Genomic DNA, 21,872 nt, shown 5'->3' on the forward strand with positions numbered 1-21,872 from the left:
CATGATGAAAAAGCAAACCGACCGACTGCTCGCCATCTGGTTTATCGTGACGCTATTTGTTCTAGCTCTGATTTTCCTCTTCTCACCTGCCAGCAAATTTTCTGAGCTCGAGAATCGATATTTGCAAGCAGCACCAAAGTTAACGTGGGATAACCTGATCTCCAAAAAGTTTGCAGAGGAAGCTGAAACGTTTGTCACGGATCATTTTCCGAAGCGTGGCGACTGGGTGTGGGTGAAGTCGCTGTCGGAACAGCTGAGGCTTCAGCAGGAAAACAACGGCATCTACAAAGGGAAAGACGGTTACTTGTTCGAGAAATTTACGAATCCTGATCCGGCTCTGCTCGCGAAATATACAGATACGATAAAAGCATTCGCAGCTGCCCATCCGGACTCGGACATGAGGTTCCTGCTTGCACCAACCTCAATTGGCTTCTATCCGGACAAACTGCCATGGAAAGCGCCTTATGATCCGCAGGATAAGGTGAATGATGCCGCAGCGGAACAGTTGCAGGGGCTTGCGAATCTGACGTTTATGAATGGGTTCGACGTTCTGATGCCGCATGCCTCTGAGGATATTTATTACCGGACCGACCATCACTGGACAACACTTGGCGCCTATTATGCCTATGAAGCGTATGCGAAACAGATGGGGTGGACGCCGCATCCCGTGACGGAATATGACAGTAAGACGGTCAGCGATTCCTTCCTCGGAAGCTACGATACGCGAGGACAATTCAGCCTTGTCAAACCGGATTCTATAGAGAAATATCTGCCGAAGCAGCCGGTTGGAACCTCGGTGTATGTAGCTGATACGGACATAACAACAGATAGTCTGTACGACGACAGTTATCTGGCGAAAAAGGATAAGTACTCGTATTTTCTAGGCGGGGTTCATGCACTTATGACCATTAAGAGTGATATTCCACAGGGCGAAGAGGATTTGGACAAGCTGCTGGTGATCAAAGATTCGTATGCACACAGCTTCCTGCCTTTCTTGACGCAGCATGTGAAAGAGATTCATGTCATTGATATGCGCTATTACAACGGAAGCATCGGAGATTACATGGAGCAGAATGGCATCAGCCATACGCTGCTGTTGTTTAACACGGCGACGTTCGCGGAGAATGGCGAGATCTTAAAGCTAAACAAATAAACGAGATCATAATAGGGAGAGTTCTTTCATGAAAAAACGCGCGATTATTCTGCTACTATCCACGATGATTCTGGGCGGCGTGTTAAGCGCCTGCGGCAGCAATAACAACAATAATACGGGGGCATCGCCTAGTCCTACTGCTACAGTGAGTCCAAGTGAAGAGAGCCCATCGGTAAGTCCAGATGCCGAGCCAAGTGAAGAGGCAGCAGAGACGCCGAGCGAAAGTCCTTCGGCGAGCCCAAGCACTAGTGAATCACCTTCACCTAGCGCTACCCCTGAGCCAAGCAAGACGAAAGCTCCAACGAAGGAGCCTGCCGCAACGAAAGAACCGGCTGCAACGAAGAAGCCGTCTGAGCCTACGAAGAAGCCAGCTGCGACGCCGGCGCCAAGCGCGAAGCCATCTGCAACGCCAAAGCCATCGCCGAAGCCAACGGTTAAGCCAAGTCCAAGTCCGGCTGCGGATGCGAGTGCAGGTGATGTGATCGAAGCGATGCTGAAAGCTGTGGAGCAGCCCGCTCTGATGGCGATGACTGCCGATGATGTGAAGAATATGTATGGCATCGATACGTCAACCCTTGCTGACTTCTCCGCACGTATGCCGATGATGAATGTGAAGACGAACGAGATCGCGGTATTTAAAGTGAAGAAAGAAAAGGATATCGATGCCGTTAAGAAAGGTATGGTAAGTCGTGCTGAAACGGTTCAAAAGATGTTCGAGACCTATTTGCAGGACCAGTATGAGAATGCGAAAAACTATAAAATAGTCGTACAAGGCAACTACGTCCTATTCGTTATCTCAGAAAGTGCGGATGATCTCGTGAAGGCTTTTAAAGCGGCGTTAAAATAAATATAGAGGATAAAGGAGCTGTCTCATTTCGGGATAGCTCCTTTTGATTGGATGAAACTTTGATCTCGCGCGGCTATGTTGGATTTCATCCATGAAGCAGGTGTAGAGAGGTGAAGTAGTGGGGCATAGAGTGGATTCTGTCCAACAGGAATGGAAAGAAACGAAGTAGGCTCGCGTAACAAGGGACTGCCTCATCGTCAAAGAAATGACTTTTGGGAAGTCCCTGTTCAACTTAAAAATTTACTTGATGCCGAACTTAATGAACGAATCTACGATATGACGGCGGAGCAGCAGATAGATGATCAGAACTGGCAGACAGGATACGGTAGTGGCGGACATTAAGGAGCCCCACATATTCGTATCCGAGTTGACGAACAGCTTCAGACCAATCTGAATCGGCGAGTTTTCCATCTTTTTCGTGATCAGCATCGGCCACAAGTACTCGTTCCATGCGTTGATGAAAGAGATGATGCCAAGCGAGGCGATACCCGATTTGATATTAGGAATAATAAGCCGCACCAGAATGTCCCAATCATTCATGCCGTCGATACAAGCTGCTTCAATCAGAACGCTAGGGAACGACTGAAACGATTGATATAGCGACAGAATCGCAAAGGTAGAAACACAGAACGGAAGCACGATACCCAGCATGGAATCATTAAGTCCCATGTTATTAACGAGTACATAGTTCGGAATCATGATGGCCTGGAACGGAATCAGCCAGGTCAGGCTCAGGATCGAGAAGATCAATCCCTTGCCGCGGAATCTCCAGCGGACGAGAGCGTAAGCCGCAAGCAGGCTTGTTGCCAGTTGGAGAAGCGTCATGAGAATCGAGATACCAAACGAGTTAAAGATCATTCGGACAATCGGCATTTGGGAAAAAGCATACGTATAGTTGCTAAAGGTCGGTGCTTTCGGGAAAAAGCTGGATGTGAAAATCTCAGACTCGTTCTTGAGCGAGGAATTAACCATCCAGTACAGCGGAATAATCGCAATGATGCACATCAGAGCCAGCACCCCATGCCGCAGGATTGCCGCTACCGGGGATCGTTTGTTCATCGATAACTCTCCTTCACCATTAATTGTCGTAGAACGACAGCTTGCGGGATACTGCATTGAGCAGCAATGCGATAGCGCCAAATAGGAAGAAGAATACAAGCGCAGCTGCCGAGCTGAAGCCAACATTCAAGTTCGAAAATGCGTAGCGGTACATTTCGTAATAGATGTTTGTTGAAGTGCCGTATGGACCGCCCGTTGTTAAGATATCGATATAAGCAAATGTCCATTGACTGGAGAACAGGATACTCATCATCAGCATGAACATAATCATTGGCGACATGAGTGGAACGGTAACGTTAATAAATTGGCGCAGACTCGAAGCACCGTCGATGGATGCAGCTTCGTAGTATTCCCGGTTAATGCTGGTTAAAGCAGCCGAGAACATAATGACGCTGAAGCCGATCATTTTCCAGCCGGTAATGAACAGAATAATCCACTTTGCATAATGCGCGTCTGAGAAAAAGGCGATAGGCTGATCAATCATGCCCATCTTGAGCAGGATGTGGTTAACTACACCGTTGGATGGATGGAATAACCACCGCCAGATGGCGCTGACCGACACAGGGGCCAGAATCATCGGGATAAAGAAGATACCGCGGTAAAAGTTTTTCATCTTGCCGTTCATATTGTTCGTGACGACGGCAAGGACAAGCGGAATAAGAATCGAGAACGGCAGAAGCCCTACCGTGTAGAAGACGGTGTTGCCAATAGAATCGATAAAGGCCGGGTTATGGAACAGGCGATCGAAATTATCGAGACCAACAAATTTCTTTTCGGTCCCAGGAACCATGTTCCACTTATGAAAGGCCAGATAGAAGGTCGTAATTAACGGCTTATACATCCAGACGCTTAGCAAAATAAGAGCAGGAGCCAAGTAGAGGAACGGTTTAATACGCCGCCACAGCTTAGCTTTATTCAGACTCCTTCTTGCGATTGCAGGGTTCCCCTTTAAAGGGGGGGCATACGAGTTTTCGATAGTTTGGCTCATAACGATTCCTTTCTTATGGAGGAACAATCTCTCCAGTGTTATGGCTGCTATTAAGGCATCATACTGTTGATTTGATCTTGTGCTTGCTTAAGGGTTTTTTCTACATCTGCGTCCGTGCTGACTGATTTCACAATGGCGTCCGTGAAGGCAGTAACCATCTCTGTTGCACTTTCACCTGGCCAGATCGCAACTGGTTGAATGCGGGATAGCTGCTCAAGGTTGATTTTGTACAGTGGGTTTTGTTCAATAAAGTCCTTCAGACCGTTCGGATCATCAGCAAGACCAGTACGAAGCGGCAGGTAACCGATTTGCGATGTGATGATCGTATAACCTCTGTCACCTGTTACGAACTTGATAAACTCCCATACCGCTGCATTCTTTTCAGGGGAGTCTGGACGTACAGCCAGCACAGAACCGGAGTTAACAGGAATCGATTCCTTGTCTCCGAATTGCGGAAGCGCTCCGCCGTATACCTTCCAACCACCGGCTTCAGAAGCTTTCTTAATGCCGCTGTACAGCGATGTAGAAGAAACATACATACCAAGGTTTCCAGCCATGAACTGCTCAGAAACTTCAGCGTCCGTACCTTTAGCTGATGCGCCATTCGTGTACAGGTCTTTCCACATTGAGATGGCATCTACACTTTCCTTATTCGCAAACTCAGCTTGTTTGTGGTCTTCGGACAAGACGTGACCGCCGTTGCTTAAGATCAGGCCCTCCGTTACCCAACCGTTCTGAGGAGAGAGACCAAATCCGTCTTTGCCTGTTTTTTCTTTAATTTGAAGCGAAGCTTTTTTAATGTCATCCCAAGTCTTTGGCGGATTAGCCGGATCAAGACCAGCTTCTTCGAACAGCTTACCGTTAATGAAGACGATCGGTGTACTGAAGGTGAATGCAAGGCCGTACATTTTGCCGTCGATCTTGCCAAGCTCAAGCGCGTTTGGCGAAATACCCTTTAGGTGCTCATCAAGCTCAGCTTTTGGGAATACGTCCTCATAAGCTTTAAAGCCAAGTCCAAGACGGGAGCTGTCCAATAAGTTAAAGGTATGCTGAACAACGTCAACCTCTTTGCCAGCCGAAATATCCGCTTTGTATTGTTGGAAGGTTGCATCAGGCACACCTTCAACAATAACGCCTTTTTCTTTGCCGACCGTGTCGTTAAACTCTTTGATTAGCTGCTCCATACCAGCCTTCATCGTTGGATATGCAAGGCTGTAGGAGTAGAACGTCACTTTCGTTGGATTCGCTGGATCGAGCGTTCCGAGTTCAACTTGATTAGCTGCCTTGTTGTTGTCCCCCGATGCATTCGCATTACCGGATGTGTTATTCGATTCCTTATTCGCTCCGCAAGCACTGGTCAAGAGGAGTGAGCCTACCGTCATAAGGGCGATAGCGCCTTTTGCCAAACGTTTCATTTGTTATTACCCCCGCTATAATTTAGGTTAAATGCTATTCCAAGCAATAGTCCTGAATCTGCTGTCTGAGCGCTTCATCAATGCTGAACTCTTCTAATAAATAACGCTCGAATGTCTCGTATTCGCGAATAATGCTGTCCAGTGATGCCTGCAGGTAGATTTCCTGCAGCAGCATCGCTTCTTCAAGGGCTTTGAGATCTTCCGTACTGAGATATTTGGCAGCCATTTCGAACATTTGTTGATGGAATTTCTCAAGTGTCACATTAGACAGCAAGTAATCCTCCAATACCGCTTCATAAGGTACACCAAGGGTCAACAAGATCAGCATACTGCCTACGCCGGTACGGTCACGGCCACCCGCGCAGTGATGAACAAGCGGCAGATTCACTTCAGGTTTACTTAACAGCTCCATCAGTTGCTTGTAGGAGGCATTCCGAATCGGAAGAGCTGCGTACAAGTCGATGAGCATGGTATTGGAAAACTGCTTATGAAGCCCATTTGCGAATACTTGCTCAAGATCCATATGGGGAGCATCCTCGGAAGCAAGGTTTGCAGGAATACGGATATTGATGGCTTGTCCAATCTGCGGATCTGGCTTCTGCTCTGCTTCGCCAAGGTTGCGATAATCGAAAACGTGACGGAAGTTGATGTCATTAAGTAAGTGATGATCCTCAGTCGTCAGTCCAGTTAGTTCCGCTGCGCGGAATAATAGACCCTTCTTGATGGTACGGCCATCTGCCGTTTGGTGACCGCCCATATCGCGGAAATTAAATACCCCTTGAAGGGGGAGCAAGCTTGCAGGCATAACTTGATTTGTCATGATGAAGGGAACCTTCTTTCTATTCGTTGTGGGCAGCTGCTGCTTCAAGGGAGAAGCGGAAAAACTCTTCCTGCATGCCAGGCAAAGTAACGGATTGTACAGTAATACCTTCTTCAAAGACGGAGACGATGTTATAGCCGCAGAAGTCGACCATCTTGAATTGATTATCTTCAGTTGCTTCACCGCCAAAGGCTGTTCCCGTTGCCGCAACGTTGCAGATCCCTTTATAGGTGCCTACATTGTTGGTATGCACGTGGCCGGCCACAACGCCGATGACGTCCGTGCCTTCAAGCACAGCACCTAGTTGTTCCCGGTTAGCGAGCAGGTGGTCGGCAGGCATGCCGTTAATATTAAGCAGTGGATGATGAAGGGCTACGATTGTGCCATTCTCAGCCGGTGTACGGAGCGTTTCTTCAAGCCAAGCCAATTGCTCAGTATCGATCTCACCGTGGTGATGGGCTTTGATTTGGGAATTCAGGCCGATCAGACGAACGCCTTGAATCGTGTGGGAGTAAAAATACGGCTGCTCGGAAGCCTCTTCCTGCAGGAAGCCCTCGCGGAATGGAGCACGGTGGTCATGGTTGCCGAGGACAACATAGACGGGTACACTCAACAGCGCCGAACCTTCGTCAACAATCGTGCGGATGTATGCATAATCCTGAACATTTCCTTCATGCGACAGGTCGCCTGTAATGACAACAAAAGCAGGGGAAACTTTAGAATCATGAATATGGGCGAATACACTTTTTACTTTTTCAGCTAGATTGAGCTTAGAGAACATATTCTCGGTATGAGGTGCATTCATATGCGTGTCTGTCAGGTGAACGAATTTCAGCTTTTCCATGGTTAGGGCCTCCTATTGTCTGGATCTATAAAAGATTAGTGATGCTGTGGTTCGTAATTTTCAATCGCGTCAACGCCGTCCAGATGAATAACCCGGTAGGTTGGAACACCGTTCTTCATCGTTACCCACAGAATCAGGTTCTCGTCTGAACGATTGCCGCCATGCGTCAAACCGCCGGTACGGCCAAGTTGAATGTATTGCTTGGAAGCTTCGGAATTATTCGTATATTCAAGGGAGTGGAAGTGGCCGGCGAATACTGTGTAGGAGCGGCCCTCAAGCATGCGCTCGATCTCTGCGAAATCGGCATTGTCCGATTTCCAGCCCGGCTTATGCATGGTCACAAAGGTGTGCTTCACATCCCGGTTGTTCTCTAATACTTCTTGGAAGAAGGCAAGCTGCTCTTCACCAATGGCGATATCGAGCTTGCTGAGTGCTGCGGCTTCCTCTGGTGACATCGTCGCCATACCGCTGAACAGCTCTTGAAGTGGTGTAGTTGGGTTTTGTTTGAACAGCTCTGTTGCCTTCTTAATGGTGTCGAGGACGAGATCAGGGAACTCATGAGGCGGGTTCTCGGTATTTACGACCAGGTAGAGGACATCATTCAATCGGAATGCATAATATTCGAAGCCTTTGCGGGCTCTCCAGACGTCAGCCATCATGGGATTGCCGTAATCATGGTTGCCGACAACTTGGAAGAAAGGAACGCCGGTCGCCGTAATTTTGGCATCAATCTCGTCCCACTCTTCATGAACGTTTGCTGGATCACGCCAGTAACCTTCGATCAAGTCACCAACGGAGAGGATAAAGCTAGGCTTGAGGTCAGTCAGCAGGTCCAGTGCTTTCTCGAATACGCCAGGTGTTGCAAGACCACAGCGGTCACCTACTACAGCGAAGGAAAAGTCTCCTGCAGGAAGCTGTGGAAGCTCGCCAAACCATGGACGTTTATCTGTTGAGAAGTTTTTTTCATCGAACCAGATCCCCGATATTTGCTTGCCTAATTGAATGGTTGTCATCTTGTATTTCCTCCTCATAACTTTTTGCTTCTTGCTTAGTATGCAGGTTGTATGTAAGTCGTGTGTAATCGTGAGATTGAATATTTGTAAAATTCAAAAACAAAACCGGAAGCTCAGAGAGCTTCCGGTTTGTGTATTCTATGAACTTATTTCATCAAGCCATGGACGATAAAATGCTCGTGAGTATCCGAGTATTGCTCGGATATGGCGGCTTTGGCTGCGGCGATATCACCGATCTTAATAGCTTCATAAATTCCGCGGTTCGTTTGAACAGAGCGGCTTGGCTGGTATTGCGGATATTTTATGCGATAGGATACGGTACTGAACACATAACGGCCACGATAAAGCTCCATAATTTGCAGCATACTTTCATTATGGATGGTACGGAGGATCGTCTCCGTGAACAGCAAGCTGTTAGTGTAGTAGCCGTAATAATCGCTTTGCTCCATAGCTACTTGCTGCAGTTCTAGTATTTGTGCCATAGTGCCCAAATCAAAGGTTAGCTTACGTTTAACGGCGGTTTCCAGCACGAACAGCTGCATGGAAACAAGAACCTCATACATCTCGCTGAATTCATGGGCGGATACTTCCTTCACCATGACGCCTCGTCCCCGGAAGGATCCCACAAGTCCCTCCCGCTCTAATAAGGAGATAGCAGCGCGGATTGGCGTCCTGCTCATGGCAAGATTAACAGCAAGCTCGTTCTCTGACAGCATAGAGCCAGGCATATATTCTGCCCGCATAATCCGCTCCCGGATTTCACGGTAAGCAATTGTTTCCAAAGAGGTTGAAGACATATCAGCAGTTTCCTTTGTAAGTTTTTAGCTTAATAGTAACAAATATTCTAAAAAGAATGCTATAGGGCCACCAAGCAATATGGCAGTCCTGTCTTCTGCGGTTATTATTGTGAAGCAGCCTCCTCCGGATCCCCGCCATTATCAAGGACTGTGGAGTCATCCAAATGAACAGTTGGAGAGCCTTCGCCTTGTATAACAATCTGTCCATCCACCGTTACATGAATCAGATGATAGTCACCATTTCCTCCATCAATAATAAGATTCCCTCTAATATGCATATTCCGCAATGTAATATCGGGAGTGGACAATGTCATGTTTCCATAGATCGTTTCGACTGTCGAGTTTAACCCGTAGGTGCCCGGAGCCGAATAAGTTCGGTTTACAAGGCCTGATTTCAGTAGAGCATCTATTAAGAAGACAGCGCTTGCACGTGTGACGGGGTCAGCAGGCCGGAAAGTGCCGTCCGGATAGCCTTTAATAATCCCCTTTTCAGCGAGGTTAGCAACCGCTCCCTGATCCGCTTCGAGAATCAGGTCCTTATCCTTAAAGGAAGGAACCTTCTCTCTTGGCAGTTCCAGATGGACGAAGGTTGCCAGCATAACAGCCGCTTCCTGCCGTGTAATGATTTGCAGAGGCATGATCCTGCCGTCTTCGAAGTCGGTTATGTAATCTGCTTTCACGGCTTTAGAGAAGTCGGTGTAGAACCAGTCCGTTGTCGATACATCTTGGAAGGAGAGGGGGGCCGTATCCGTCAGCGCGAAGGCTCTGTTCATCAGCGATACCATCTCCGCCCGTGTCACAGGCTCATTTGGCTTGATTGTGCCATCAGGATAACCTTGAAGCCAGCCTAAGTCGAGCCATTCTTTTAATGCCGGGGCGGCCCACGATTGTTCCGCTTCTTCGTATGCGGTCCTTGAGGCGGCGTAGCCCGTTACTGCAAAGGTAAGGAGACTGCATCCTATAAGCAGCGGTATCAGAGGTTTCCATCGACTCATCCACGCATCACATCCTTCCCGATTTGTTCTCCTATTAAAGTGTACGAGATCGCAAATGCAATAGCTGTCGAATGGAAGTGGCAGGCTGTGCGAATAATAGGAGGACGATGAATGACAGATAAAGGATGGATAATGGATGGCAAATCCGTTTCATGTATTTAAAAAGGATGTAGGTTATTTTCTGAAAAATAGGATGCTTATCGTGACGTTTATTGGCGTTGCCCTCGTTCCGATGCTGTATGGCGGCTTTCTGATCAAGGGGAATTGGGACCCGTACGGTCAGCTTCAAGACCTGCCCGTTGCCGTTGTTAATCTGGACAAAGGAGCGGAGTATGAAGGGAAGCCGCTGAATGTCGGTGAGGATTTTATAGAGGAATTAAAGGACAATGAAACCTTCGATTGGCGCTTTGTAAGTGAACAGGCTGCTAAGGAGGGGATGGTCAGCAACCGCTATTACGCGACGATTACCATCCCGGAAGGATTCTCGGAGAATGCGGCTTCCTTAACGAGTGAAACTCCGAAGAAGGCCGATATTATTTTTGAATCAAACAGCTTCTACAACTTTATATCCGGGCAGATCAGCGAAAATGCGACAAAGGAGCTGCGAAACAAGCTGTCGCAAAACCTCACCGAAGCGTACTCGAGAAGCATGCTGTCACAATTCACGGCCTTATCGGATGGACTCTCCCAGCTGGCTAAAGGTGCCTCCGATCTTCATGACGGGGCTGTTCAGCTGGATAGTGGGGCGGGTACGCTGAGCAGTAAGCTGCATGAGTTATCCAGCGGTGCTGCTAAGCTTCATTCCAGCATTGGCCAGCTTCAGGACGGCGCATCTCAGTTAAATACGGGGCTGCAAAAGCTGAGCAGCAGTGCTGCTCAGCTTTCCAGCGGGGCAGAGCAATTAGGCGCTGCTTCAACGAAGCTGCAGCAGGGGGCGGACAAGCTGGCGGATGGTTCCGGGCAGTTGAAGGACGGCATCCAGTCTTCCAAAAAAGGTGCAGATGATTTATATGCCGGCATTCAGCAGCTCATAGACAGCAATGACGAACTGGCATCTAATCCTGCGCTGCAGGCGCTGCTCGCTGGCAGCAAGCAGTTAAGTGAGGGGCAAAGCAAGCTGCTGCAAAGTGCGACGCAGCTCGCCGCTGCACAAGATCAGATGCGAGATGGGATCAAACAATTAGGGGCGAAGTTTCCTGCCTTTGTCTCGGGCAGCAAACAGCTTGGTCAAGGGGCATCCCAACTCGCGCAGGGCGCGAAGAAGCTTCAAAGTGGCATCGGTCAGTTCTCGGCTGGCAGCGGTACGCTCGCAAGCGGCGCTTCCCAACTGGCGACTGGAGCTGACCAGCTGGGGACAGGTGCTAAGAAGCTGGCATCGGGCTCGCAGCAATTGGCGGATAAGCTGTCTGATGCCGCTGAGCAGACGGCGAGTCTTCATGCAGACGAGAAGACCATCCAGATGGTCGCCGAACCGGTAACGATCGTAGCTAATGATGATCGGAAGGTCCGGCTGTATGCCAACGGGATTGCGCCTTATTTTCTATCGATGGCCTTATTCGCTGGTTCGCTTGTCTTCACGACAATGTTCTCGGCGAGACGGTCATCCTCGGACGAGGCAGACGGTTTTCCATTGTTTCTCAGCAAGCTGCTCACCTTCGGGGTGATGAGTCTAGCGCAGTCCCTTATATTAAGCACGGTTATTCTGTACGTGCTGGGATTAAAGGTGCAGAGCGTGCCGTTATTTTATATGTACACCGTATTAACCGGGTTTACGTTTATGTTTGTTGTCCAGACCTTTGTGACCTGGCTCGATAACCCCGGCCGGTTCGTGGTGCTGCTGCTCATGATCTTCCAGCTTGTCTCCAGCGCGGGCACCTTCCCGTATGAGCTGCTGCCGAGCTGGGCGCAGGCGATGAATCCGTGGCTGCCGATGACCTACAGCATTCGCGGCTACAGGGATGTGATCTCGAGCGGCGACTTCGCTCATATGTGGTCGCAGGCCGGGCGGCTTGCCTTTTACATTGCGATCTTTATCATGCTGACGAGCCTGTATTTCGCAATGACCAAGAAACGGGATAGGGATGAGCAGCAAATGCCTGTGAAATTGTAGAAGACCTGGCAAGCTGACTGGATTTCATACAGTGAAAAGTGGGATAGGAGTGTTAGTTAGGTAGTCTACATTGGATTCTGTGCAATGAAAATACCTTCCCTGGCGGATGCAGAGTCCTTTGAAGTAAATTAGACTGTACAAAATACAATCTACGTACGTCGTCCACACGATTAACCTAAGATTGCCTGTACTAACTCCAACGTAGAGCGTTCAATCAGCAATATTAACTGAAAACCCGTAAGACGCATAACTGGCAGTCTTACGGGTTTAGCGGTTCCGTGAGTTCGTGATTGATTATTATAAGAATATACAAGAGCATACTTGATGAGGGCTTAGCTTAGGGTATCCTTGCTTAGATCATGCTCATTTTTATTGCTTCTATAATAGCGCTTACAGCAGACAAATTTTTCTGGCTTACTCTCCATAAGGGAAGGCTTGACCGCCAATAGGTAGTCTTATGTAGAATTTTGTGATAACATATTGACTTAAAGAGAACGTGAACGAGTACATACGCCCATTCCGTTCGGGCCGATAAATCTGCCGGTTGGAACCGCATAACAGCAGTTGAATTGGGTATGATTGAAAGGTCTAGTCATTTATTCGAGGAGGATTTAACAATGGCATTGGAATCAATGAAAGACATGTTGAACAAAGCTTTGCAAGGCGGTTACGCTGTTGGTCAATTCAACATCAATAACCTGGAATGGACTCAAGCAATCCTTGACGCTGCTCAAACAGAGCAATCCCCAGTAATCCTGGGCGTATCTGAAGGCGCAGCTCGTTATATGGGCGGCTTCAAAGTTGTTACGAACATCGTATCCGCTTTGATCGAAGAAATGAAAATCACTGTTCCAGTTGCAATCCACCTGGACCATGGTTCCAGCTTTGACAAATGTAAAGCAGCTATCGATGCTGGCTTCACTTCCGTAATGATCGACGCTTCGCATGATCCATTCGAAGACAACGTTCGTATCACTAGCGAAGTTGTTGCTTACGCTCACGAGCGCGGCGTTTCCGTAGAAGCTGAACTGGGTACAGTTGGCGGCCAAGAAGACGACGTTATCGCTGAAGGCGTAATCTACGCTGATCCTAAAGAGTGCCAAGAGCTTGTACAACGTACAGGTATCGACTGTCTGGCTCCAGCTCTTGGTTCCGTTCATGGCCCTTACAAAGGCGAGCCTAAACTGGGCTTCAAAGAAATGGAAGAGATCTGCCAAACAATCAAATTGCCACTCGTATTGCATGGCGGTACTGGTATCCCTACTGAGCACATCAAACGTGCGGTTTCCCTGGGTACTGCAAAAATCAACGTGAACACAGAGAACCAAATTGCGTTCACTAAAATTGCTCGTGAAATCCTGACTGCGGATTCCGAAGTTTACGATCCACGTAAATTCTTGGCTCCAGGTCGTGAAGCGATCAAACAAACAGTTATGGGTAAAATCCGTGAGTTCGGTTCTTCGAACAAAGCGTAAGATATCCTTATACGAAAAGGCTGAACACTGCGAATAGCAGCTGTTCAGCCTTTTTTTTGTTGTATCATTGCATCTGTATAATTTGGCGCCGTAAATCCATCCTATTGTGTAAGTGTTGTTGCAGGGAGGTTACGCAAATGAATGAAAGTCAGTTCCATCTATCTTATATTATTCTGTTTGGTGTGCTGCTGGCGGCAGGGCTCGTTGCTATGGGATGGATGATTTACCACCGTAGGAAGAGAAAGATACGTTAAAGAAAGTCCGTGTACAAAAAGCCATGACTCTCCACTTTAGGGATGGAGTTCATGGTTTTTTCGGTTCCTGCAAAAAATCGGTCGATAGGTTATTGGATTGCGATATAATAGAGTCAAATTAATGGGGCAAGGGGATACAGGGGATGAACAAGACAGCGGAAGGGAACAAATTGATGAAGGCGGATACGGTGAATACCGCCGTTATTCCGGCGACAAAGCTGGAAGAGGACAGCTATGACTGGTGGGAGCGGCATGATCAGGTGCTTAAGATTAAGGATGAAATTAACCCTGAGATCGTGCTGATCGGAGATTCCATTACACATTTCTGGGGAGGACTCCCAGATTCAACAAATAAGCATGGTGAGGGACCAGCATGGGAATCCGTCTTTGGCGGGCGGCGTGTTCTGAATCTTGGCTTTGGCTGGGACCGGACACAGAATGTGCTTTGGAGACTGGATAATGGGCAGATGGAGGGGCTTTCTCCAGAGTGGGTGATCATCAATATTGGTACAAACAACACGAGTGGGACGGATAATGCTCGCGCGAGTACGGCAGAAGAAGTCCGAGACGGGGTACGTGCAATTATAGAGCGAGTACGGACATATGCTCCTTCGGCTCGTATTATTCTGATGGCGGTATTCCCGCGAGAAGAATCGCCAGAGGATCCGCGCCGCAAGCTGATTGGGGAAATGAATGTGCTGTATGCGGAATTGGCTGCGGAGCTGGGCGTAACGTTCCTTGATATCGGGCTATCGATGGTTGCCGCAGACGGCACGCTGCCGCGTGAGATCGCCTTTGATACCTGCCATCTTACAGAGCAGGGATATCAGCTGTGGGCAGATGGGCTCCGTAAAGTGCTGGGTACTGAGTTGAAATAGAGCGCAAGGATATTTGAAGGCCGTCCATCGGGACGGCTTTTTGAGTTTCTGTTCGCCTAAGACGGAAAAACCGTACTACAGTGTTTAAACCCCGTGTGTGACAAAAACGTCACCTTGAGAGTGCTTACTTCGATGGATGCCTGCCCTTGATATGTCTATATTAAGAGATAGAAAGAGGAGAGGGGCTTTATCATGGAGACAGTTATTCAAACCAAAAATTTGTCCAAGAGCTATGGGGCTACGCCCGTATTGAAAAACATTGATATAACGATACAGTCAGGTGAGCTGACTGCGATTATGGGTCCTTCGGGCTCCGGGAAATCAACTTTAATGAATGTGTTGTCTACGATTGATCAGCTCAGCGGCGGCGAGGTATGGATTGAGGGGAAATCGCTGCTCGATATGAAAAAGAAGTCGCTTCGACAATTCCGGCAGGAGCGGATGGGGTTTATTTTTCAAGACTATAATCTGCTCGACACTCTGACGGTAAAAGAAAACATTCTGCTTCCGCTTTCACTTCGTAACTACAAGGCAGAGGAGATGGAAGCTAGACTCAAGCCGATTCTCGAAGCTCTACATATTGAAGGGCTGCTCGAGAAATATCCGAACGAAATATCCGGTGGGCAAAAGCAGCGGGTAGCATCGGCACGCGCCATCATTACAGAGCCGGCAATCGTTTTCGCCGATGAACCAACGGGCGCACTAGACTCCCGCTCCGCAACCCAATTGCTTGAGCAGCTTGTCTCGCTTAACGCAGCATTTAACACAACCATTATGATGGTCACGCACGACAGCTATGCGGCGAGTTACTGCAAGCGGGTTATTTTCCTCCGGGATGGCGCAATTGTTAGTGAAATTTATGCCGGTGAGCAGCCACAGAAAGCATTCTACGAACGCATTCTGGAGACGCAAAGCCTAATAGGGGGCAAGCTGCGATGAGCCTGCTCGACCTTACGATTCGGAATGTGAAACGGAACTTCCGTCTGTACTCCATTTATTTGCTGTCTATGATTATTGGCGTCATCATTCAATATACATTCTCGTCATTGATGTTCAACCAGGATATTATTGATGCCTTGCAGAACCGTGAAATGTTCCAGACGGGTATGGCGATCGCCTCGGTCGTTATCTTCCTGTTTAATATTTTCTTCATTCTATATGCGAATTCATTCTTCATGCGCCAGCGGAAAAAGGAATTCGGCATGTATTTACTGTACGGATTGAAAGAACGGCAAATTGTACGGATGGTCTTTTATGAAACGCTTATTATGGGCGCTATCTCACTGGTTGTCGGGATACTGCTTGGAGGGCTCTTATCGAAGCTGTTTGGCATGCTGCTCATGAACTTGATGCAGTATGATCAGGTGGTGTCACTATCCTTCCCGCTTGGGGCAATGGCAACAGCGGTGGGAGTCATCCTCCTTATCGCCATTATCGTCAGCGTGCAGAGCTATTTTCTCGTGAACCGGGTGCAGCTGACCGAGTTATTTCATGCGAATCAAAAGGCAGAAAAACCTGTTCGCGTATCAGCAGCAATGGCGGTTCTAGCTGTTTTCTTGATTGTAATGGCATTTATACTGATTTGCAGCGGTCAAGGCTCAGCAGTCTGGAAGGATTATGGAACATACAGTATGATCGGTACTGCAGTCGGCATTATCGGCGGAACGTATTTGTTCTTCCGTCAATTCGCAGGATGGCTCTTGCGGCTAATCAGCCGCCGGAAAAAATATCATGAGGGCAACACCGTGCTTTGGACGTCCTCGCTGCGTTTTCAGATCAGAGGGAATACGCTTAACCTGACCTTTATTTCCTTGTTTAGTGCGGTTATTATCATGCTGCTTTGTTTTGTGACTATTAACTATAAGGTTCAATTTGATGCAGTTGGCATGAATGTACCAAATGACATCGCGTATGAGTCGCTTGATCCTTCCACGAATGAGCAGGTTGAGGGAACGATTGATAGCTCGAAACATAAAATCCAGTACCATCTGAAGCCGCAGGCATTAGTTGTAAGTCCAGTTACAGATCGGGGTATCGCCTTTGATAATCCGGAGTATTATATTCCTGGCTTATGGCTCGTCGCGGAGAAAGACTACAATGAGTTAATCGCGCTGCGTGGAGATAAAGAGCAGGTTAATCTGCAGGGTATGGAGGCCGTATCTCTAGCGCAAGGATCGGATTATCCAAAGACGTATGCCGCAGGTGAGTCTCCAAGCTTCACGGTGAAGACAGATGAAGAGAAGACGTTTACGCTAAAAGCGAAAAAAGACTATGCCTACCTTGGCTGGTCTACCGATCCGATCTTGGCGATGGATAAGAAGGCAGCAGTGTTCGTCATTTCGGACGAAGCCTATCAACAATTAGCCAGCCATGCGGATAAGAAGACATTCGAGATCTACGGGCTGACAGATGCGAAAAATGCTGATGAGCTATCGAAGCAGGTACATGCGATTGTAGCCCAAACGGAGGGTGCGTACTATTCCTCTTTCGCTGATGTGTATTCCAAGCAGATCGAGAGTTCCTCCCTCATGCTGTTCGCCGCTGGATTCCTTGCTCTAATTGCAACCTTCGCCCTAGCGAGCGTGATCTACTTCAAGCAGCTTCGCGAAGCGACCGAAGAACGGCTCCAGTATTCGATATTGCGCAAGCTAGGCGCCGAGAATAGTCAGTTCCGCAGTGTGATCCGTAAGCAGCTGCTGTTCGTCTTCCTGCCGCCAATCGTGCTGGGGCTGCTGTACAGCTGGACCATTATCAAATATTTCATACTTGATTCCGTGAAGGATTTCCCGGAGCTGCCGGGCATTGTTTGGAGCATTATGGGAATCTACTTCCTGATCTATCTGGTGTTCTACGCGTCTTCGACGAATCTCTATTACCGGATTATCAATAAGAACTCATAAGTAAGCGAAAACCCGTCCACTGGACGGGTTTTGTTTGTTGTGAGGCAGCCTCATATTTCATCGCTGAAGCGTATCCAGATACGGGTCATGATGTCTTGGAAAATGAATCGTGAACGTTGTGCCGCTGCCAGTCTCCGACTCGCAAGTGATGTAGTGCCCAAGCTTCTTCGACAGCGCTTGAGCTAGATACAGCCCCATTCCGGTCGACTTTGCATGTTTGCGGCCGTTCATGCCAGTGAAGCCCCGGTTGAAGATTCGCGGCAGATCCTTCGCCTCGATGCCAATTCCATTATCACGGAGAATGAGCAGCTTCTCTTCTGGCGTGGCAGCGGTTTGCACCGTAATGACTCCATGCTCGCCGGTATATTGCAGGCTGTTCGTTACAATTTGATTTACAATAAAGAGCAGCCATTTGGTATCACTTTGCACGACAGTCGATGGAAGATCAAGCTGAACTCGAATTCGTTTGGAGATAAATACCTTAGAATGAGACTTAATGATCTCTTTCATAAGCGGCTCCAGATCACAGTTCACAATGTCATAGTCCTGGTTGAAGCTGTCGAGCTTCGCATAATACAAAGCCTGATCCACATAATGCTCGATACGCGACAGCTCTTCATTAAGACTCTGTGGATCGACTTCGGTCTGCTGCATCAGGCGAAGGACAGAGATGGGCGTCTTAATCTCGTGGAACCAAGAGATGATGAAATCATAATATTCCTTTTGCTTCGACTGCACCTCATTTAAAGCCCGAATATGGGTAATGCCGGTCTCTTCAAGTGTATCGCGGTAAGCTTCTGCCTCCAGGGACAGGGGCTCGGAATCCTCACTTCGCATCAGGCGGATCGCCTGCAGATTCCTTGTATATCGATAAGCAGTGAAGGCAGCAAGCCAGAGTACTACAAGCACCAATGCATAAAAGAACGTCGGCCAATGCCAAGACGACTGCGGGTCCGTAGCAAATACGGTGATGATAAGCAGGAAGGCAACACCATACAAAATGAAATAAGGCCGTTCATATTTCAGGAAACGCCAGAAGCTCATTCGATGATATACCCCATTCCTTTGCGCGTTACGATGAAGTCTTCAATGCCCAGCATTGCGATCTTGCGGCGCAGCCGGTTGACGTTAACCGTCAGGGTGTTGTCATCAATGAACTGTTCATCATTCCACAGCACCTGCATGAGATCATCCCGTGACACGATCTTCCCAATCTGGCGCATCATCGTCTGCAGAATGATAAATTCATTACGCGACAGTTCGGAGGTGCGTTCCCCATATTGAACGGAAGAGTTCGACAGGTGGAAAATAAGCTGCCGATGTGTAAGCTGCAGACTTTCATCTTGATACGTATAGTTGCGTCTGAGCAGCGCACTTACCTTCGCGACAAGCACACCGAGGTCGAACGGCTTCTGAACGAAGTCGTCTGCTCCCATATTAATCGCCATAATGACGTCCATATTCTGATTGCGTGAGGAGATAAAGATGATCGGCACCTTGGACACGGAACGAATTTGCTGGCACCAATAAAACCCGTCAAACACAGGTAAGTTTACATCAAGCAGCACGAGATGCGGCTGCCCAGCTTCGAACTCGCCCAGCACATTCTCGAAAGACGTTAACTCAATAACCTCGTATTGCCATTTGCGCAAAGCGTCTGCAACGATTCTCCGAATTTTCTCGTCGTCTTCAATAATCATGATCCGAAACAACAGGATTCCTCCTACCCCACAAGAACAAATATAAGGTAAATTATATCATTTCTAGATCGCGAAAGCCCCCTCTGCACGTATGTACAAAGGGGGCCTTAGTAGATGTCTATTTTCCTTGCGAGTGAGATTTGGACACGGCAGGTACAGCAGGTTTGCTGCGGGAGCTTAAGATGAAAATAAACGGAATCGCAACAACGGTAACGATGCAAGCCACCATAAACGTATCGTTCATGGCAAGGACAGAGGCAGCTTCCTGTAAAGATGCTTTTACGGAACCCCCGGCACTCAGTTCAGTAAGATACGATTGCGTCTTAACCGAATAGATCGTACTGAATATCCCGATGGCAAGCGAAGCGATGACCTGACGAAGCCAGTTCGTAATGGCGGATGCATGGCCGGTAGACTCCCTTGGTATGGCACTCATCGAGAGCGTCATAATATTTGGTGAGGAGAAGCCAAGTCCAACGTAACGGCAGATCATCCAGCCGATGATGAAGGTATACGAAGTCGTCATCGATAGATGGCTAAACGCCAAGGTGGCGATAACGAGCAGAATAACTCCACCAAGCAAAGGATAGACCGGGTTGATCTTCCCATGAAGCCTTCCCGACAGAAGAGAGGCGCAGATCATTAATAAAGCACCTGGCAGCATCGCAAGACCAACCGTTAAGGACGAGGAGCCGAGGGCATTTTCCATAAAGATCGGCAGCAAGAAAGCCCCTGCATACAAACCAATGGTCATGATACAGTTGACGATAATGCCAAAGGTAAAGGTTGTGTACTTGAATATCCGAAGATTAAGCAGCGGCGATTTGGCGGTCAGCTCCCGCCATATGAAGCCCGCGATGCTGATCACGCCAAGCGATATCCACATCAGTCCCAGACCGGAAACCCAGCCTATTTTGTTCCCTTGTGTAAAATACATCATGAGAGAAGTACTGCCTATTACGACGGTTATTAGTCCAACGTAATCGAGGGAACCACTTTTCTTCACCTGCTGCATAGGCAGATAGCGGGCAGCCAGGATAATCGCCAAGATGGCAAGTGGAATGTTCATGAAGAAGATAGCTTTCCAGCCAAAATACTCCGTGAGCAGACCACCCAGGGTAGGGCCAATCGCCGGGGCGAACATGCTGGCTACACTCCATAGACTAATGCCAAGCGCCTGCTTTTCTGCCGGAACTGCTTGATACACGATAGTCAGCGTAGCAGGAAGAATCGCTCCGCAGAAGAGGCCCTGCAGAATCCGGAAGAAGATGAGCGACCCGATGTTCCAAGAAAAGCCGCATAAAATAGAAGTAAACAAGAAGCCAACTAACGAGAACATATAAAGCCGTTTATAACTAATCTTATCTCCTACATAACCAACGATCGGAGCGATCGATCCCATGGCGAGCATAAAGCCCGTCGTCACCCACTGTGTATCATTCAGGTCCGCATGAAGCTCCTTCATAATAAAAGGAAGAGCTACCGTTACTGTCCCTGAATTCAAGATGGATGAGAAGTTACCAAAGAAAATGGCTAATATAACGAACCAGAAACTGGTGTTTCCTTGCTTTGCATTCACAATACCTCACACTCCACATATCTACGTGAGGACGATTATAATATAATGGATTCAGATGTCATACCATCTATTCTTGATGGTAATATAAGCAATGCTAATATGAAAAATAGAGGTCGTCCATGAATATCGAACAATTAGAGGTTGTGAAGGAAGTATTCGAGACGAATTCCATGTCGCTGGCCGCGCAAAACCTTCATGTATCGCAATCGGCCATCAGCCAGTCTATCTCCCTATTAGAGAAGGAGATTGGTATTCCGCTCTTCAAGCGTTCCCGTAATGGAACGGTTCCAACGGAAGACGGGACAACGATTATCAAGATCGTACTCGAGATACTGATGAAGGTTGATGAGATTAAGGACGAGGTACAGTCGATTACTTCTATCTATAAGGGAGAGCTGATCATTGCGACGATCGCAAGCTTAAGCATGACTTTTTTGCCAAAGGCGTTAGCGAGGTTCAGGAAGGATTATCCCCAAATTCAAGTGAAGATTATCGAAATGGAGAGCCGGATTGTGATCGATAAGATCATTCATGACAAGGCCCACTTAGGATTAATCTCGCTTAACCACTATACGAGTGACGGGCTGCCGGAACCGATAGCGTTCCATTCCTTTCAATACAAAGGGGAGCTTCAAGTGATCGTCCCTAATGATTCATTGCTCGCGCTGAATAAGGAGCTTATGCTGAAGGATCTCGCCGATCATGCGTTTATTTTGTCAGCGAGCAGCTTCTGGGATGGGGTCACCGAGGATATTAGGCAGGCTTGTGGTGGCATCAACGTCATCTTCACAACGACCAATCCGGAAGTGATTAAAAGAAGTGTTGCGGAGGGGCTTGGTATCAGCCTGATGTCCAGCTTAATGTTGCGGGATGATCCGTATGTGGAGAGCGGCCGAATTATTCCGATTCCTCTTGTTGGTTATAGTCTGGATGCGAGCGGCACATTCGGAGGCATCTATTCGAAGAAAGGCAGCCAGCATCGGCTGGTACGCAAGTTCTTGGAGTATATCGAAGTGTAAAGTGAATTATAACTTAGGAGGCTGAG

At 48.1% G+C, this 21,872-nt stretch carries 19 protein-coding genes; 8 read left to right on the forward strand and 11 right to left on the reverse strand.

Annotated features, from left to right (window positions below; genetic code table 11):
• The first annotated feature begins 1 nt into the window (after window position 1).
• Together AC0YNT_RS09135 and AC0YNT_RS09140 are read left to right on the forward strand one after the other, a co-directional pair.
• Window positions 2–1,153 carry a DHHW family protein gene (locus AC0YNT_RS09135; protein WP_475804286.1) on the forward strand — a complete coding sequence of 384 codons (1,152 nt, stop codon included), beginning with the start codon at window positions 2–4 and terminating at the stop codon, window positions 1,151–1,153.
• Window positions 1,154–1,181: 28 nt separating this feature from the next.
• Window positions 1,182–2,000 (forward strand): DUF4358 domain-containing protein, encoded by an 819-nt coding sequence (locus AC0YNT_RS09140; protein ID WP_475804287.1) that lies wholly within the window; start codon window positions 1,182–1,184, stop codon window positions 1,998–2,000.
• A gap of 240 nt (window positions 2,001–2,240) precedes the next feature.
• Here the strand turns inward: AC0YNT_RS09140 and AC0YNT_RS09145 are convergent, their stop codons facing one another.
• The 8 genes from AC0YNT_RS09145 to AC0YNT_RS09180 all read right to left on the reverse strand — a co-directional run bounded on the left by AC0YNT_RS09145 (window position 2,241) and on the right by AC0YNT_RS09180 (window position 9,931).
• On the reverse strand, window positions 2,241–3,059 hold the full coding sequence (locus AC0YNT_RS09145; RefSeq protein WP_475804288.1) for a carbohydrate ABC transporter permease: 819 nt from the start codon (window positions 3,057–3,059) through the stop codon (window positions 2,241–2,243).
• Window positions 3,060–3,078: 19 nt separating this feature from the next.
• Entirely contained in the window at window positions 3,079–4,047 is a 969-nt protein-coding gene (locus tag AC0YNT_RS09150; protein ID WP_475804289.1) for a carbohydrate ABC transporter permease, read from the reverse strand.
• Between the two features lie 50 nt (window positions 4,048–4,097).
• Window positions 4,098–5,462, reverse strand: a complete 1,365-nt coding sequence (locus AC0YNT_RS09155) for an ABC transporter substrate-binding protein (protein ID WP_475804290.1) — start codon at window positions 5,460–5,462, stop codon at window positions 4,098–4,100.
• Window positions 5,463–5,496: 34 nt separating this feature from the next.
• Window positions 5,497–6,282, reverse strand: coding sequence for a tyrosine-protein phosphatase (locus AC0YNT_RS09160; RefSeq protein ID WP_475804291.1), 786 nt, complete (start codon window positions 6,280–6,282; stop codon window positions 5,497–5,499).
• A 19-nt stretch (window positions 6,283–6,301) separates the two neighbouring features.
• Entirely contained in the window at window positions 6,302–7,126 is an 825-nt protein-coding gene (locus AC0YNT_RS09165) for a metallophosphoesterase family protein (protein WP_475804292.1), read from the reverse strand.
• A gap of 35 nt (window positions 7,127–7,161) precedes the next feature.
• Window positions 7,162–8,139: a metallophosphoesterase family protein gene (locus AC0YNT_RS09170; protein ID WP_475804293.1), complete on the reverse strand. Its 978-nt coding sequence runs from the start codon at window positions 8,137–8,139 to the stop codon at window positions 7,162–7,164.
• A 146-nt stretch (window positions 8,140–8,285) separates the two neighbouring features.
• Window positions 8,286–8,936, reverse strand: coding sequence for a GntR family transcriptional regulator (locus AC0YNT_RS09175; RefSeq protein WP_475804294.1), 651 nt, complete (start codon window positions 8,934–8,936; stop codon window positions 8,286–8,288).
• Window positions 8,937–9,040: 104 nt separating this feature from the next.
• Window positions 9,041–9,931: an S-layer homology domain-containing protein gene (locus AC0YNT_RS09180; protein ID WP_475804295.1), complete on the reverse strand. Its 891-nt coding sequence runs from the start codon at window positions 9,929–9,931 to the stop codon at window positions 9,041–9,043.
• A gap of 136 nt (window positions 9,932–10,067) precedes the next feature.
• Here AC0YNT_RS09180 and AC0YNT_RS09185 point away from each other — a divergent pair, with 136 nt between their 5' ends.
• The 5 genes from AC0YNT_RS09185 (at window position 10,068) to AC0YNT_RS09205 (ending at window position 17,548) form a co-directional block, all read left to right on the forward strand.
• Window positions 10,068–12,041 (forward strand): YhgE/Pip family protein, encoded by a 1,974-nt coding sequence (locus tag AC0YNT_RS09185; protein ID WP_475804296.1) that lies wholly within the window; start codon window positions 10,068–10,070, stop codon window positions 12,039–12,041.
• Between the two features lie 617 nt (window positions 12,042–12,658).
• A complete protein-coding gene (locus AC0YNT_RS09190; protein WP_475804297.1) occupies window positions 12,659–13,516 on the forward strand; it encodes a class II fructose-bisphosphate aldolase in 858 nt (285 codons plus the stop codon).
• A 397-nt stretch (window positions 13,517–13,913) separates the two neighbouring features.
• Window positions 13,914–14,648, forward strand: a complete 735-nt coding sequence (locus AC0YNT_RS09195) for a GDSL-type esterase/lipase family protein (protein WP_475804298.1) — start codon at window positions 13,914–13,916, stop codon at window positions 14,646–14,648.
• 192 nt (window positions 14,649–14,840) lie between these two features.
• Complete coding sequence (locus AC0YNT_RS09200) at window positions 14,841–15,587, forward strand: ABC transporter ATP-binding protein (protein ID WP_475804299.1); 747 nt, start codon at window positions 14,841–14,843, stop codon at window positions 15,585–15,587.
• Window positions 15,584–17,548 carry an ABC transporter permease gene (locus AC0YNT_RS09205; protein ID WP_475804300.1) on the forward strand — a complete coding sequence of 655 codons (1,965 nt, stop codon included), beginning with the start codon at window positions 15,584–15,586 and terminating at the stop codon, window positions 17,546–17,548. The genes AC0YNT_RS09200 and AC0YNT_RS09205 overlap by 4 nt, the downstream gene beginning before the upstream one ends.
• 57 nt (window positions 17,549–17,605) lie before the next feature.
• On the opposite strand, the gene AC0YNT_RS09210 is transcribed toward AC0YNT_RS09205, so the two are convergent.
• From AC0YNT_RS09210 to AC0YNT_RS09220, 3 genes are all read right to left on the reverse strand, one after another.
• Window positions 17,606–18,592, reverse strand: coding sequence for a sensor histidine kinase (locus tag AC0YNT_RS09210; RefSeq protein ID WP_475804301.1), 987 nt, complete (start codon window positions 18,590–18,592; stop codon window positions 17,606–17,608).
• Window positions 18,589–19,260: a response regulator transcription factor gene (locus AC0YNT_RS09215; RefSeq protein ID WP_475804302.1), complete on the reverse strand. Its 672-nt coding sequence runs from the start codon at window positions 19,258–19,260 to the stop codon at window positions 18,589–18,591. Before AC0YNT_RS09215 ends, AC0YNT_RS09210 begins: the two co-directional genes overlap by 4 nt.
• Window positions 19,261–19,366: 106 nt before the next feature.
• Window positions 19,367–20,827, reverse strand: a complete 1,461-nt coding sequence (locus AC0YNT_RS09220; RefSeq protein ID WP_475804303.1) for an MDR family MFS transporter — start codon at window positions 20,825–20,827, stop codon at window positions 19,367–19,369.
• Between the two features lie 119 nt (window positions 20,828–20,946).
• Here AC0YNT_RS09220 and AC0YNT_RS09225 point away from each other — a divergent pair, with 119 nt between their 5' ends.
• The gene (locus tag AC0YNT_RS09225) at window positions 20,947–21,846 is read left to right on the forward strand and encodes a LysR family transcriptional regulator (RefSeq protein WP_475804304.1); all 900 of its coding nucleotides are present in this window, start codon (window positions 20,947–20,949) and stop codon (window positions 21,844–21,846) included.
• Window positions 21,847–21,872 lie beyond the last annotated feature (26 nt).

Source organism: Paenibacillus sp. J22R56 (assembly GCF_056269375.1).